Source organism: Micromonospora sp. WMMD729 (assembly GCF_049315225.1).
Classification (GTDB): domain Bacteria; phylum Actinomycetota; class Actinomycetes; order Mycobacteriales; family Micromonosporaceae; genus Micromonospora.
On record NZ_CP186059.1, the window covers coordinates 4,442,423 to 4,457,568 of the forward strand.

The 15,146-nt window shown below is 72.8% G+C and carries 13 protein-coding genes; 5 read left to right on the forward strand and 8 right to left on the reverse strand.

All coding sequences use genetic code 11. From position 1 onward, the window contains the following. Positions 1-130: 130 nt before the first annotated feature. On the forward strand, positions 131-334 hold the full coding sequence (locus tag ACN263_RS20180; protein WP_007072071.1) for a cold-shock protein: 204 nt from the start codon (positions 131-133) through the stop codon (positions 332-334). Positions 335-382: 48 nt separating this feature from the next. Here ACN263_RS20180 and ACN263_RS20185 read toward each other — a convergent pair whose 3' ends face one another. The 5 genes from ACN263_RS20185 to ACN263_RS20205 form a co-directional block, all read right to left on the reverse strand. After that, the gene (locus ACN263_RS20185; protein WP_422735932.1) at positions 383-1,663 is read right to left on the reverse strand and encodes an MFS transporter; all 1,281 of its coding nucleotides are present in this window, start codon (positions 1,661-1,663) and stop codon (positions 383-385) included. Next, on the reverse strand, positions 1,660-2,235 hold the full coding sequence (locus ACN263_RS20190) for an ArsR/SmtB family transcription factor (protein WP_422735933.1): 576 nt from the start codon (positions 2,233-2,235) through the stop codon (positions 1,660-1,662). The genes ACN263_RS20185 and ACN263_RS20190 overlap by 4 nt, the downstream gene beginning before the upstream one ends. 111 nt (positions 2,236-2,346) lie before the next feature. Next, positions 2,347-3,219, reverse strand: coding sequence for a hypothetical protein (locus tag ACN263_RS20195; protein ID WP_422735934.1), 873 nt, complete (start codon positions 3,217-3,219; stop codon positions 2,347-2,349). Between the two features lie 159 nt (positions 3,220-3,378). Then, complete coding sequence (locus ACN263_RS20200) at positions 3,379-5,052, reverse strand: CocE/NonD family hydrolase (protein ID WP_422735935.1); 1,674 nt, start codon at positions 5,050-5,052, stop codon at positions 3,379-3,381. A 2-nt stretch (positions 5,053-5,054) separates the two neighbouring features. Next, the gene (locus ACN263_RS20205; protein WP_422740766.1) at positions 5,055-5,570 is read right to left on the reverse strand and encodes a MarR family winged helix-turn-helix transcriptional regulator; all 516 of its coding nucleotides are present in this window, start codon (positions 5,568-5,570) and stop codon (positions 5,055-5,057) included. A gap of 123 nt (positions 5,571-5,693) precedes the next feature. Between ACN263_RS20205 and ACN263_RS20210 the strand changes: the two genes are divergently transcribed. Next, on the forward strand, positions 5,694-7,826 hold the full coding sequence (locus ACN263_RS20210; RefSeq protein ID WP_422735936.1) for an MMPL family transporter: 2,133 nt from the start codon (positions 5,694-5,696) through the stop codon (positions 7,824-7,826). Positions 7,827-7,871: 45 nt separating this feature from the next. On the opposite strand, the gene ACN263_RS20215 is transcribed toward ACN263_RS20210, so the two are convergent. Next, entirely contained in the window at positions 7,872-8,756 is an 885-nt protein-coding gene (locus ACN263_RS20215) for a transglycosylase SLT domain-containing protein (RefSeq protein WP_422735937.1), read from the reverse strand. A 33-nt stretch (positions 8,757-8,789) separates the two neighbouring features. Next, entirely contained in the window at positions 8,790-10,202 is a 1,413-nt protein-coding gene (locus ACN263_RS20220; protein WP_422735938.1) for a DedA family protein, read from the reverse strand. Between the two features lie 133 nt (positions 10,203-10,335). Between ACN263_RS20220 and typA the strand changes: the two genes are divergently transcribed. Beyond that, positions 10,336-12,204: a translational GTPase TypA gene (gene typA / locus ACN263_RS20225; RefSeq protein ID WP_421472215.1), complete on the forward strand. Its 1,869-nt coding sequence runs from the start codon at positions 10,336-10,338 to the stop codon at positions 12,202-12,204. 104 nt (positions 12,205-12,308) lie between these two features. Continuing rightward, on the forward strand, positions 12,309-13,148 hold the full coding sequence (locus tag ACN263_RS20230) for a serine hydrolase (RefSeq protein ID WP_422735939.1): 840 nt from the start codon (positions 12,309-12,311) through the stop codon (positions 13,146-13,148). A 12-nt stretch (positions 13,149-13,160) separates the two neighbouring features. Here ACN263_RS20230 and ACN263_RS20235 read toward each other — a convergent pair whose 3' ends face one another. Then, positions 13,161-13,958: a tyrosine-protein phosphatase gene (locus ACN263_RS20235; protein ID WP_422735940.1), complete on the reverse strand. Its 798-nt coding sequence runs from the start codon at positions 13,956-13,958 to the stop codon at positions 13,161-13,163. Positions 13,959-14,002: 44 nt separating this feature from the next. Between ACN263_RS20235 and ACN263_RS20240 the strand changes: the two genes are divergently transcribed. Then, positions 14,003-15,100: a mandelate racemase/muconate lactonizing enzyme family protein gene (locus ACN263_RS20240; RefSeq protein ID WP_422735941.1), complete on the forward strand. Its 1,098-nt coding sequence runs from the start codon at positions 14,003-14,005 to the stop codon at positions 15,098-15,100. Positions 15,101-15,146: the final 46 nt, after the last annotated feature.

The following is a 15,146-nucleotide window of genomic DNA, read 5'->3' on the forward strand; positions in this document are numbered from 1 at the left end:
ATCTGAGTTCGAGCGAAGACCTACGGCACTTCGGCCGGCAGATCGGGGTTTCGCCCGTTACTGTCGAACAGGTACGGGCGACCATCGGCCTCGAGGCCGGTGGTCCGCCGCTTTGAACAGGGAGAGATGCATGGCAACCGGCACGGTTAAGTGGTTCAACTCGGAAAAGGGCTTCGGCTTCATCGAGCAGGATGGCGGAGGGCCGGACGTGTTCGTCCACTACTCCGCCATCGCGACGAGCGGTTACCGGGAGCTCAACGAGGGCCAGAAGGTCGAGTTCGAGGTGACCCAGGGGCAGAAGGGCCCGCAGGCGGACAACGTCCGCCCGATGTAGCTCCGTGCCGGTGACGGCGGTCGGTTCCCGGCCGCCGTCCCAGTGCACTCACGACGCTGCCGGGGCGGCGGGCAGGTCCCGCCGCCGCCGGAGCGGCCCGATCAGCAGGATCAACGGCGTGAGCGCCAACCACGCCGTCATCACGGTGATCGCCGTGCCGACGCCGTACCGCGCCCCGAGTGCCCCGGCCAACACGGCGGCCAGCGGGATGGTGCCGTAGTTGAGCAGCTGCATGCTCACCGTCACGCGCCCGAGCAGGTGGTGCGGCGTGTACGTCTGCCGGAACGCGCCCTTGACCACGTTGCCGATGGCCACCCCGAGGCCGATCAGCACGCCGCCGAGCGCCGGCCAGACGAGCCCGACGCCGGGCGCGGCCAGCGGGATGAGCAGGGCGGGTGGGCCGGTGAGCGCCGCCCCGATGAGCAGGGCGCGGGCGCTGCCACAGCGTCGGGCGAGGGCGGTGGCCAGCAACGCGCCGATGATGCCCCCGATGCTCATCACCCCGACGAGCACGCCGACCAGGCCCGGCGCGAGCCGTAGTTCGCGGATCAGGAAGACGACCAGGACCGCCTGGTAGCCGGTCAGACCGATGTTGCTGGCCGCGCCCATCAGCGTCAGGACCCGCAGGTACGGGTCGCGCATGACGAAGCGCAGCCCCTCGGCCATGTCCCGGCGCAGTGACCGGGACCGGTTGGTCCGGTCGGGACTCGGCTCGCCGGCGCGGATGCGCGACAGCAGGGTCGCCGAGAGCAGGAACGTCAGGGCGTCCAGCAGGAGCGCGGCGACCGCGCCGACGAGTTGGGCGATCAGACCGGCGATGCCGGGTCCGACGACGTAGCTCACCGTCTTGGTGGCCTGGAGCTTCGCGTTGCCGTCGGGTAGTTGCTCAGGTCGCAGCAGCACCGGCAGGTAGACCTGGTCGGCGGTTTCGAAGAAGACCCGCGCCACGCCCGCGCCGAGGGCCACCAGCAGCAGTTGCGCGACGGTGAGGCGGCCCAGCAGGGCGGCCACCGGCACGCTGAGGAAGGCGAGCGCGCAGAACAGGTCGCAGACCACCATGAGCGGCCGGCGCGGCAGCCGGTCCACCCAGGCGCCGGCCGGCAGGCCGATCAGCAACCAGGGCAGCCAGGCCGCGGCGGTGAGGACCGCCACCTGGAAGGTGTTGGCGTCGAGCACGGCCACCGCCACCAGGGGCAGCGCGACGGTGGTGACGTCGCTGCCGATGCTGCTGACCGTCTGGGCGGCCCAGAGCAGGCGGAAGTCGCGGTGGCGCAGCAGCCCACCGGCCGGTCGGACCGGGACGGGATCGGTGCGGGTGGCCGCCGTCATGGCCGGGCCGGTACGCCGTGGACGAACACGAACACCGGTTGGCGCTCGGCGCTGTCGTCGGCCGGCGTGCGGTCCTCCCAGCGGGCCAGCAGAGCGTTGATCTCGGCGCCCAACTCGTCCAGTTCCGCGGGTGTGAGGTGCAGCCACCGGTCGGAGGAGAACGGCGCGTCGCCCCAGACGGCCTGCGCCGTCTCCTCGGCGGCGTGCCAGGCGCGGGCCAGCGCGACGTGCCGGTCCAGGTTGAGCGAGGTGGCGGCGTCGGCGACGGCGCGGTCGGCGGGATCGGTGTCGAAGTCGGTCGAGGACCAGCGGACCCCCCGGGTGACCAGTCGCCACCAGCGTTCACGGCGGTCGCGGGCCAGCTCGGGGGCTTCGGTGACCAGGTCGGCGGCGGCCAGCACCTTGAGGTGGTGGCTGACGTTCGCCGGCGCCTGGTCGGTGCGTTCGGCGAGCATGCCGACGGTCGACGGCCCGTGCACCTTGAACACGTCCATGAGTCGGCGGCGCAGCGGGTGGGCCATGGCCGCGAGGACCCGGGAGTCGGTGACCTGGCGTACGTCGGGCTTCTCCATGTCGGCAGCATGACATTCGCAAGAGTTATTGCGCAACCCTTATTGCTCAATGACTGTTGCGGAGCGACGAGCGGAAGGAGGCGGCCCGGTGGGGTCGGGCCGCCTCCCCGTTCAGGCGACGAGCCGGCGGGCCAGTTCGTCGGCGACCTGCTTGGCGATGGTGGGTGGGATGGCGGCGGCGATCTTCTCCGGCGTCAGTCCGGCCAGCACGCCCGCAACGATGGCCGCCTCGTCGGTGAAGTCCTTCCCGGCCAGCGCGTTGAGCGTGTTCTGCAGGTCGGTGAGCTGCTTCGTCATCGACTGCAGGTTCCAGTTGCCGGTGACCGGGATACCGGTCTCGTCCCGACCCTCGGCCATCCGGGTGTAGATCTGTCCGATCGGGTTGCGGCCGTCCAGCACGGTCAGGTTCTTGTGGACGGTGGCCAGCCAGTTGTGCTCTTCGGGGGTCATGTCGACGTCCTCCAGGAGTCCGATGGAGCTGAGGTAGCGACGGAACAGGGGCCGCTGGTCGCGGCCCGCCTTGATGGCGTCGCGGAAGAAGCTGAAGTGGGTGTGCCAGCGGTGCGAGCTGTCGCCGCTGGTGCGCTTGCCGAGCCGGTCCCACCGCTTCACGGTCGTACCGTCGGGGCTGTAGATGATCTCGCGGATGTCCCGGGTGTCGGCCGCGTTCGCGGCGCACTGGGCCACACACCACACCGAGAAGCTCGCCAGGGTGTGCCGACCGCCACCGGAGCGGACGTCGAACTCGCCGACGTCGATGGCCGCCGCGTCCAGAGTCAGTCCGGCCCGGTCCCGGGGTGACTCGACCACCGAGTAGTCGTTCGTGACCACCCGGTCCGAACCGCAGTGATAGCCACCCCGGTGGGCCGGGTCGCCGACGATGCCGACCTCCGCCGGATCCAGGTCGTCCGGGCCGGGGGCGTTGTCGAGGTGGTCGAGGAGCAGGCGTCGAAGGGCCAACAAATTCTCTGGGGCCCGGGTCATGGGGTCCCCCTCTCAGGTGGGGCGGGGACCGGGCACGACGTCACACCGCGTACGCGGTGTCGGGCTTTGAGCGAGCCCGGTCTGGTGGTGCACGGCGCCGGGCGTTGACCCCACCATAGCCCGCAATTCCGATGAATGCCCAGCTCAGAGGCGCTCTGTTCAGATTGGAGGCAAAGCCGGGGCAGTGTGGACGATCGGCAACACCAGCACCGAGGGGTGTGCCGGGTCATGGAGAACCTGCCGCCAACCGGCACGCAGCGTCACCGCCGTACCGAGGGGTTCCCCGGTGCCGGGGTTGCGAGCCCAGCGGGGATGGGCCCCACCGGCGATCTGCACCCGCAGCCGGTGCCCGGTGCCGAACCGGAACGCGGTCGGCCAGAGCACCACCGGGACCCGCACCACCCCGGACGGGTCGGCGGGGAACCGTTCGGGTGTCACCCGGACCAGACCGTCGCACACGTTCCACGACCGACCGCGCCGGTCCACATCGCACAGCCGGACGAAGACGTCCAGGTGTGGCAGCTCGCTCCGGACGTATAGCTCGGCGCGTACCGGGCCGATCACCTCGACCGGTGCGACGAGCGGCGCGCTGGTGTAGGTCAACACGTCGGAGCGCGCCTCCACCTGCCGGTTGTCCACCCGACCGGCGCGCTTGGCGACCAGCAACGGGCCGCCGAGCGACGGGGTGGGATCGGTCGGGTCGTACCGGAACCGGTCCGGCGTCGAGGGCGTCGGTGGGCGGACCGCCAGCTCGCCGCCCGGGTGCAGGTGCCAGCGGGTGTCGGTGGCCGGCGGGGGCCAGTCCGGCAGGTCGCGCCACCCGCCGCCGGTCCCGCCCAGGTGGAGCCGCACGGGGGCCGCGGTGGGCGGACGTCCGTCGTCCGACGGCCCGTCCAGGTGTACGTCGAACCAGGTCAACCCCTCGCGCAGCGCGGCCGCGAACAGCCCGGGGCTGCCGTGCGTCCAGGGCCCGATCACCAGGCGCGGCCGAGCGCCGGCGGCGCGCAGGGTGGCGTGGTCGTCGAGCTGCGCGGGCAGGAAGATGTCGTGCCAACCGGTCACCATGACCACCGGCGCGCGCACCCGGGCCACCCGGTCGGCGAAGACGCGCTCGCGCCAGTACGCCGCCTGCGGGGTGCGGTGGCGCAGCCACTCCTGAAAGAACGGGATGGTGACGCCGGTGGCCACCCGGTCCGCTCCGGTCAGCGGCAGGTGGTCGAGGGCCGCGGCCAGCCGGGGCTGTCCCCGCTTCAGCTCCCGCTGCCGGGCCAGCCACGGCACGGTCTGGGCGTGCAGCAGCTCAGCCCAGGTCAGCACGGTGTCGAGGGCGAACGACTCCCCCGCGTACGTCGAGTCCCGGGTGGCCGAGGCGGTCACCACGGCGACCATCGCGCGTAGCTCCTCGCCGGCGTCGGCGGCCAACGCCCACTGGGCGAAGCCCTGGTAGCTGACCCCGAACATGCCGAGCGCCCCGAACCACCAGGGCTGGCGGCGCAGCCAGTCGAGGGTGTCGATCCCGTCGGCGCGCTCGTGGACGAGGGGAGCGAACGTGCCACCGGAGCCGCCGGTGCCCCGGCAGGACTGGATCACGGCGTGCCGGCCCCGGGCGGCGAGCAACCGGCCGAGCAGCCGCAACGGACCACCCCGGCCGTACGGGGTGCGGATGAGCACGGTCGGCGCGCGGGGGCCGCTCGGCGCGTAGTGGTCGGTGCGCAGTACCACCCCGTCCCGGGTCCGGACCGGGATGTCGCGGGTGACCCGTACCGGGCCGGGACGGATCACGGGCACCCGCAGCGCGGCGGCGGCGAGGCGGGCGACGAGCCGGCCGGGCACGGTCAGTCCGTCGCCCGGCGGGGCGGCTCGGGCCGGGCCGCCCGGACCGCGTCGCGGTGCGCGCGGATGGACCCGCTCATCTCCGCCAGGAACCGGTGCACCACCTCCAGCTCGTCCTCGTCGAAGCGGTCCATCACGGTGTCGGTGCGGACGCCCAGCGGCCGGAAGAACTCCATCGCCAGGGCGGCGCCCTGGTCGGCGTAGTGCAGCAGCACCTTGCGCCGGTCGGCGGTGTCCCGATCGCGGCGGATGTGCCCGGCGCGTTCCAGGCGGTCGATCAGCGCGGTGACCGAGCCGGACGACAGGTTGAGCTGCTCACCGAGGCGGCCGGGGGTGATCGGATCACCGAAGAGTTCGGCGTCCATGACGGCGATCAGCGCGTTCAGGTCGGTCGGGTTGAGGCCGTGCAGGTTGGCGAAGGCGTGACCCACCTGCTGGGCGTCCACCGCGTACCGCCGAAGGTTGTTGGTGATCTCCGCGACCAGCTGTTCGCGGCGCGTGTCGCGCCGCCGGTACATGCCGTGAGTCGCCACCTCGCGCCGTTTCTCCCCGTCGTCGGTCCCCCGGGTTGCAGCATAGAACAGCCGCCGATAATCTCGGCCATCAAGATACTCGGCTTTCGAAAGACCTAGGGGTCAGCGATGTCCGTCTTCACCAGGGTCGCGCGGGGGCGGCTGGCCGCGTGGCTCACCGTCGCCGCCGCGCTCGTCCTCGCCGCGGTCGTCTTCGGTGTCCCCCGGCCGGACAATCCGGCGCCGGTCTCCGCGACCGGCCTGGACGCGGCCTGGCAGTCGACCCAGGTGCAACGCCTCCAGGACCAGTTGCCCACCAGCGACGTCCAACCCGCCATCGTGGTCGTCAGTCGCGCGGGCGGCGGGGCACTGAGCGAGGCCGACCGGGCCGCTCTCGCCGCCCGCTCCGGCGACCTGGGCCGGTTCGCGGTCGGCGGTCGGGTGAGCCCGGCGCAGGTCTCCCCGGACGGCACGGTCGCGCTCGTCGCCGTCCCGCTGGACACCTCCGGCGGTCAGGAGGAGGTGACCGGGACGGTGGCCGACCTGCGCGAGGCGCTGGCGGACCTGCCCGACCCGCTGACCGCCGAGGTCACCGGCGCGCCCGCCCTCACCGCCGACCTGTCGTCGGTCTTCGAGGGCGCCGACGTCACCCTGCTCGCGGTGACCGCCGCCGTGGTCGCGGTGCTGCTGCTGATCACCTACCGCAGCCCGTTCCTGTGGATCGTGCCGCTGATCGTGGTCGCCGCGACCGAACAACTCACCCTGCGCGCGGTGGACACCATCGTGCCGGCCGTCGGCATCAACCTCCAGCAGGGCCAGGTCACCGGCATCGCCAGCGTGCTGGTGTTCGGCGCCGCCACCGACTACGCCCTGCTGCTCATCGCCCGCTACCGGGAGGAGTTGCGGCGCGACCAGGACCGCTTCGCCGCCATGCGGGCGGCGCTGCGCCGGACCGCCGAGCCCATCCTGGCCAGCGGCGGCACCGTCGTGCTCGGGGTGCTCACCCTGCTGCTCAGCGAGCAGGAGACTAACCGGGCGCTCGCGGTGGCCTGCGCCACCGGCGTGGTCTTCGCCATGCTGTCGGCGCTGTTCGTGCTCCCTGCCGTGCTGGTGCTCTTCGGTCGCGGTCTGTTCTGGCCGTTCGTACCCCGGGTCGGTGGCCCGGCCCGCGAGGGCCGGCTCTGGGGCCGGCTCGGCGAGGTGGTGCGACGCCGACCGGTGGTGGTCGCGGTGCTGTCCACCGTGCTGCTCGGCGGTCTGGCCCTCGGTGGGCTCGGCATCCGCACCGGGCTGTCCGAGACCGAGCAGTTCCGGGCCGCGCCGGAGGCGGTGACCGGCGCGCAGACCCTGGCCCGGGCGTTCCCCGCCGGCAGCACCCAGCCGGTGGCCGTGCTCACCACCCCGGCGGCGGTACGGGCGGTCACCGACGCCGCCGGCGCGGTACCCGGCGTCGCCTCGGCGCGGCCGGGTGACGCCGGTCAGGCCGTCGCCCAGGTCGACGTGGTGCTGGACGCCGAACCCGGCACCCCCGCCTCGGACCGCGCCATCAAGGCGCTGCGCGACGCGGTCGCCGCCGTTCCCGACTCCGCTCCCCCGGCCGTCGCCGGCGCCGACCCGCCCGCCGGGGCGATCGTGGGCGGCTCGGTGGCCGCGACGTACGACTCCGACGAGGCCAACGGCCGGGACCTACGGCTGATCCTGCCGATCATCCTGCTGCTGGTCGGCGCGGTGCTGGTGCTGCTGCTGCGGGGCCTGGTCGCGCCGGTGCTGCTGGTGCTCACCGTGATCGCGTCGTTCTTCGCCAGCCTCGGCGCGGCGTGGCTCCTCTTCGACCACGTGCTGGACTTCCCGGCGCTGGACAGCGGCGTGCTGCTGCTCGCCTTCGTGTTCCTGGTGGCGCTCGGCGTGGACTACAACATCTTCCTGGTCACCCGGGCCCGCGAGGACGCCCGCAGCGCCGGCACCCGGGACGGCATGCTCTCCGCGCTGCGGGTCACCGGCGGTGTCATCACCAGCGCCGGGGTGCTGCTGGCCGCGGTGTTCGCCGTCCTCGGCGTGCTGCCGCTGATCACGCTGACGCAGATCGGCATCATCGTCTGCATCGGCGTACTGCTGGACACTCTGCTGGTCCGCACGGTCCTGGTGCCGGCACTGGCGTTTCTGCTCGGCGACCGCTTCTGGTGGCCGGGCCGGGTCGACGCGCACCCGGACGCGGACGCCGACGTTTCGGCGACGCCCGAGCCGGTGGCCGCGCGGGACTGACCGCCGACGGAAAGGGGCGGGGTCGACCCGCCCCTTTTTCGGTGCTCAGTAGCCCAGGCAGACGCACTCGGTCATCAGCGCCCGCACGTTGCGCACGTACGACGGGTTCGGGATGGCCAGGGGCTCGCCCTCCTGCGCCACCGCGCCGTGCCCGAAGTTGTACGCGGAGATGACCGCGTTGAGCAGGCAGGAGTCCAGTTCGGCGGTGCACAGGGCCGGATCGAGCCGGAAGTCGGACTCGAAGTACATGTCGCCGATGTACTTGGTCAGCCAGGCCAGGTAGTTGGCCCCCAGGTACGCGTTGTCCCGGTAGTCGGCGATGTCGTAGCTCTGGTCGAAGCGCTGGTTCATCCAGGTCGCGGTGCCCGGCATCACCTGCATCAGCCCGACGCCGCCGTCGCAGGCGTAGATGTTTGACTGCCAGCCGCTCTCCTGCCAGGCGGTGGCCTTGACCAGGTTGAGCGGGATCTTGAGATCGGGTGCCGAACTGGGCCAGTAGGTGCGGGCGGCGGCGTCGGTCAGCGCCGCTTTCACGTCGGCCCGGCTCGCCTGGGTGCCCTTGTAGCTGGGCTTGCAGGAGGAGGGGGCGGGCTTCGGCGGCGCCGGCGGGACCTTCGTCTCGGTGGGCGCCTTGGCGACGACGCGCGGCTTCGTGGGCGGCGACGTACGGGTCGGCTTCTTCGACGGCGTCGGGGAGGCCGACGCGCTGCGACTCGGGGCGGCGCCCATCGCGGCCACCCCACTCGGCGAAGGGCTCGCCTCGGCGGACGGTTCGTCGACCGGCTCGTCGCTCGGCGCCTCGGCGGCCGCGACGGGGGCGGCGGCCTGGTCCTGCGGACGTTCGCCCCTGCCGGCGCAACCGGCCGTGCCGCCGGCGAACAGGAGACCGGCGAGCACCAGCGCGCCCACCCGTCCGGTTCGTTGACGCATGGTGATCCTCCCCCGTCGAACAGTCGCCGCAGATTAGCAAGGTTCGACGGGCCGGCGGTGCCCCTGCGCCGGCCGGACCGGGTCGGCCGGCTGCCCCCGCCCGCCGACCGCGCGGTCCCGGGTGGCCCAGGCGACCATGAACACCACCGTCCACAGCACCCCGAGCAGCACCGCCGCCGCCGTACCGCTCGCCGTGTCCAGGCTCAGGTAGAGCCGGGCGACGCCGACCCCCAGCACACCGGCGGCGGCGACCGTCCACGCCGCCACCGCCACCGGCCAGCGCGTGCCGCGCGACACCAACCAGGCCAGGGTGCAGAGGCTCGCGGCGACCACGGCGTTCTGGGTCGGGAACGGTCCTGCCTCGTGCCCGGCCGGGCCGCCGGGTGTACCGGCCAACTCGGCCACCACGGCCAGCACCACCAACGGCACGAACGCGCCGACCGTGCCCAGCACGCTCAGCAGGTCGGTGCGCAACGGGCGGCGACGCCACGCCAGCACCGCGGCCACCATCGCCACCAGCACGATCAGCACCCACCCCCGTACCAGCGACACCACGGCCAGGGTGGCGTCGGCGGCGTCCGGGGTACGGCGGGCGGTGAACCAGGCGTCGATCGCCCCGTCCAGCGCCGCCAGTCCGCTGTTGCGCACCCCCACGGCCAACAGGCCGGCGATGGCCAGCCCGGCGGCAAAGAGCAGCAGCAGCCCGGCGGCCAGGTTGAGCAGCAGCGTCCAGGCCGGCCCGATCCGCATGGCCACCAGGAAGAACAGCACCCCGTACCGGGCGCTGAGCCAGCGCACCGGCGGCAGCGCGGCGGCCCGGGACAGCAGCGCCCGCACCGGGTCGGGGTTGCGGCCGAGCCAGCGTCCGGCGAGCACCACCCCCAGCAGCCCCGCCAGTAACGCCAGTGCCGCGCCGGTGGCCCGGCCGAGCACCCGGGAGACCGTGTCGTACGACTCACCGGCGAGGTGACCGAGCAGGATCGAGCCGCCCACCCAGGTCGCCACCCCGGCCAGGTTCCACCCGGCGAACCGCCGGTACGGCATCCCGGCCGCACCGGCCAGCCGGGGCACCAGGGTGCGGGCGAAGGCCACCCACCGCGCGGCGAGGACGCCCCGGCCACCCAGGCGGGCGAGCATCGCGTCGGCCCTGCTCCACCGCTCGGGGCCGACCCGGTGACCGAGCCCGGCGCGCAGCCGGGGGCCGTAGCGTCGGCCGGCGCGGAACGCCAGCGCGTCACCGGCCAACGCCGCAACGATCATCGCGAGCAACGCCGGCCCGAGCCGCAAGGTACCGTTGTAGGTGAGGAAGCCGACGAGCAGCAGGGTAGCCTCACCCGGCACCAGCAAACCGAAGATCACCGCGGTCTCGCCCGCCACGATCAGCGCGGCGACCAGGTAGATCCACAGGGTGGGCAGACCCTGCACCCAGGTCAGCAGGTCGTGCACTCAGGCCCCCGGGACACGGGAGCCAGCATGCCAGCCGGGGGAACCACCGGCACAGCAGTTTCACCATAGATCAGGGGCACCTGGGGGTGACCCCGACGCAGCCTGCGCGAGCGCAGGCGGAAGGATAGAGGGTATGCAGCTTCGCACCGACCTCCGCAACGTCGCCATCATCGCTCACGTCGACCACGGCAAGACCACCCTGGTCGACGCCATGTTGCGGCAGGCCGGCGCGTACGGCGCACGAGGCGAGACGACCGAGCGGGTGATGGACTCCGGTGACCTGGAGCGGGAGAAGGGCATCACGATCCTGGCCAAGAACACCGGCGTGCGGTACCTGCCCGCCGATGGTTCGGACCCGGTCACCATCAACATCATCGACACCCCCGGCCACGCCGACTTCGGCGGCGAGGTCGAGCGCGGCCTGACCATGGTCGACGGCGTGGTGCTGCTCGTCGACGCCAGCGAGGGCCCGCTCCCGCAGACCCGCTTCGTGCTGCGCAAGGCGCTGCGCGCCCGGATGCCGATCATCCTGGTGATCAACAAGGTGGACCGTCCGGACGCCCGGATCAAGGAGGTCGTGGACGACACCTACGAGCTCTTCCTCGACCTGGACGCCGACGAGGAGCAGATCGACTTCCCGATCGTCTACGCCTGCGCCCGCGACGGCATCGCCTCGCTGACCCAGCCGGCCGACGGCTCGGTGCCCGACGACAGCGACTCCCTGGAGCCGCTGTTCCGCACCCTGCTGGACACCATCCCGGCCCCCGCGTACGAGGACGACGCCCCGTTGCAGGCGCACGTCACCAACCTCGACGCGTCGCCGTTCCTGGGCCGGCTGGCGCTGTGCCGGGTCCGGCAGGGCACCATCAGCAAGGGCCAGACGGTCGCCTGGTGCCGTACCGACGGCAGCACCCAGCGGGTCCGCATCTCCGAGATGCTGATGACCGAGGGCCTGGAGCGCAAGCCGGCCGAGACCGCCGGCCCGGGCGACATCATCGCCGTCGCCGGCATCCCGGAGATCATGATCGGTGAGACGCTGGCCGACGTGGAGAACCCGGTGGCGCTGCCGCTGATCACCGTCGACGAGCCGGCCATCTCGATGACCATCGGCACCAACACCTCGCCGCTGGTCGGCAAGGTCAAGGGCTCCAAGGTCACCGCCCGGATGGTGAAGGACCGGCTCGACAAGGAGCTGATCGGCAACGTGTCGCTGCGGGTGCTGCCCACCGAGCGGCCGGACGCCTGGGAGGTGCAGGGCCGCGGCGAGCTGGCGCTGGCCATCCTGGTCGAGCAGATGCGCCGGGAGAGCTACGAGCTGACCGTCGGCAAGCCGCAGGTCGTCACCCGGGAGATCGACGGCAAGACCTGCGAGCCGGTCGAGCGGCTGACCATCGACGCCCCCGAGGAATACCTCGGCGCGATCACCCAGCTGCTGGCCACCCGCAAGGGCCGGATGGAGCAGCTGGTCAACCACGGCACCGGCTGGATCCGGATGGAGTGGCTGGTGCCGGCGCGCGGCCTGATCGGTTTCCGCACCGAGTTCCTCACCGACACCCGGGGCACCGGCATCCTGCACCACGTCTTCGAATCGTACGAGCCGTGGTTCGGCGAGCTGCGCACCCGCAACAACGGCTCGCTGGTCGCCGACCGGTCCGGCGTGGTCACCGCCTTCGCGATGATCAACCTGCAGGAGCGCGGGCAGCTCTTCGTCGAGCCGACCACCGAGGTGTACGAGGGCATGATCGTCGGGGAGAACTCCCGCTCCGACGACATGGACGTCAACATCACCAAGGAGAAGAAGCTCACCAACATGCGGGCCTCGACCTCCGACGAGACCGAGAAGCTGATCCCGCCGCGCAAGCTCTCGCTCGAGCAGGCGCTGGAGTTCTGCCGCGAGGACGAGTGCGTCGAGGTCACCCCGACCGCGGTGCGCATCCGCAAGGTGGTGCTCGACCAGCAGCAGCGTGGCCGGGCCGCCGCCCGCCGCAAGCACGCCAACTGACGCACCGACACCGGGCGCGCCGGCCGCTTGCGGCCGGCGCGCCCGTTCGTTTCCCGACCGGGGTACGTCCGCCCGGCCTCGTCGGGTCGGCTACGGTCACCGGCATGACCTGGGATGATCTCGACGCCTTCCTGGACGCGGTGCCGGGCACCGTCTCGGCGTACGTGGGTCGACTCGACGCGCCCCCGACCTGGACCCGTCACGCCCGCGCCGGTCACTACGCCGCCAGCACCATGAAGGTCGCGGTGCTGGCCGCGCTGTACCGGGCCGCCGAGGCCGGCACGCTGGACCTGGCCGCCGACGTCCCGGTGATCAACGAGTTCGACTCGGCCCAGCCCGGCGCTCCGCGCTTCTCCTGCGCCCCGCACTACGACAACGACGACGCGGTCTGGGACCGGCTCGGCGGGACGGCGACGCTGCGCTGGCTGGCCGAGCGGATGATCGTGCGGTCCAGCAACCTGGCCACCAACCTGGTCATCGGGCACGTCGGACTGCCGGCGGTGGCCGAGGTGTGGGCTCTCGCGGGCGCCCGCGACAGCGTGACCGGTCGGGGCATCGAGGACTTCGCGGCCCGCGACGCCGGCATCACCAACACCGTCACCGCCGCCGACCTGGCCGCCCTGCTGGGCGCGCTCGCCGCCGGCGCGACCACGCCCGGCCGCCTGGCCTCGCCGGCCGGCTGCGCCGCCATGCTGGACGTGCTGCTCGCCCAGGAGCACCGCGAGGACCTGGCCGCCGGTCTGCCCGAGGGCACCCGCATCGCGCTGAAGAACGGCTGGGTACGCGGGGTGCGCCACGCTGTCGGCGTGGTGCTGCCCGACGACGCCCCGCCGTACGTGATCGCCGTCTGCACCACCACGGACCTGACCGACCGCGACGACGACGCCTGCCAACTCCTCGCCCGCGTCTCGGCCCAGGCGTGGGCGGCCCGCCACCGGCTCTGAGGCCCGGCCGGCTCACTCCAACAGGTTCGCCCGCAGCGCCCCGACGACCTCGTCGGTCACCCCCAACCCGTCGCGCAGGTACGCGTCGAACGAGCCGTGTACCCGCCGTACCTCCGCATAACCCGCGTCCAGATACCCGGCGCGGACCTCCAGCACCGGCCGCACCGCGTCGACGTCCAACGCGGGCTGCCGGCGGCGCAGCGCCTCGACGAGCACCGCCCGCAGGCTCTCGGTCAGCGCGTTGTTGCGCAGGTAGTCGGCGCGGATCGCCTCCTCGTCGACCCCGAGGGCGGTGAGCAGGACGACGGTCAGCCAGCCGGTGCGGTCCTTGCCGGCCGAACAGTGGTAGACCAGCGGCAGGTTCGCCGGATCGGCGGCCAGGCGTACCGCCGCGCCGAAGTTGCGCCGGGCCGACTCACCGGTGACGAACCAGCGGTAGATCTCGGCCATCGCCCCGGCCGTGCCCTGCCGGGCCAACTCGGCGTACGCGTCGAGGTCGTGCCCGAGCAGCACCGCCGAGACGTACGTGAAGACGGGGTGCTCCGGGTCGTGCACCGGCAGGTGCGCCACCCGTGGCTCGCCGGCCAGCCGGTCGGGCGGCGCGACGTCGATCTCCGTGCCGTCGCGCAGATCGAGCACGCACGCCGGGCCCAGCTTCGCCAGCACCGGCAGGTCCTCGTCGGTGAGCCGACCCAGCGCCGGGGTGCGGATGAGCTGGCCGGCGCGGACCCGGCGACCACCGGCACCCACGAGGCCACCCAGGTCACGGGCGTTCGGCGCGCCCACCAGTTGCCAGTCCCGTACGACCATCCGGCCTACCCTCCCGCCGTGTTCCTCCGTATAGGGTGCCGCACATGACGATCTCGGCGGTACGCACCCACCGGGTTTCCGCCCCCTTACACACCCCGTTCGTCACCGCGCTGCGCCGGACCACCACGGTGGACACCCTGATCGTCGAGTTGGTCGACGCAGACGGTCGGTCCGGCTTCGGCGAGGCGCCGCAGGTGTGGCAGGTCACCGGCGCCTCGGTGGCCGGGGCGGACGCCTGCGTCCGCGAACTGCTCGGTCCGCTGCTCACCGGACGCGACCCGGACGACCTGGTGGCCCGCTGTGCCGAGGTGCAGCGGGCGGTGGTCGGCAACGAGGCGGCCAAGGCGGCGGTGGACGTGGCGCTGCACGACCTGGCGGCGCGGCGTCTGGGCGTACCCCTGGCGCGGTTGCTCGGCGGCACGACCCTGCGGGTCCCGACGGACGTCACCCTCGCCGCCGGTGACGCGGTCGACCTGGCGGCGGCCGCGCGCCAGCGGCGGGCCGACGGCTTCGGCGTGCTGAAGCTCAAGGTCGGCACGGACGCGGCCGGTGACCTGGACCGGGTACGGGCGGTGCGGGCGGCGGTCGGCGCGGACGTGCGCATCCGGCTCGACGCCAACCAGGGCTGGACGCCGCGCGAGGCGGTCCGGGTGATCCGGGGCATCGAGGACGCCGAGCTGGACGTCGAGCTGGTCGAGCAGCCGGTGGCCCGGTGGGACCTGGACGGGCTGGCGTGGGTCAGCGACCGGGTGTCGGTGCCGATCCTGGCCGACGAGGCGGTTTTCGGGGTCCGCGACCTGGTGGAGGTGATCCGTCGCCGGGCCGCCGACCTGGTGAACGTCAAGCTGGCCAAGTGCGGTGGGCTGCACCCGGCGCGCACGCTGCTGGAGTTGGCCCGCGCGCACGGGCTCGGCACGGTGGTCGGGTCGATGATGGAGAGTCAGGTCGGCATCGGCGCGGCGGCGAGTCTGGTGGCCGCGTACGGCACCACGGCGGTCGCCGACCTGGACGCGGCGTGGTGGCTGGCCTGGTCGCCGGTGCAGGGCGGGATCCGCTACGAAGGGCCGACGGTGGTCCTGCCGGACGCGCCTGGCCTGGGCATTTCCGGCCTGACTGAAGTAAAGATGCAGACTCGTGGTTGAGGATCGTCGCTTTTCTTCATAGGGTTTCCCCGGACAGCCGACACGA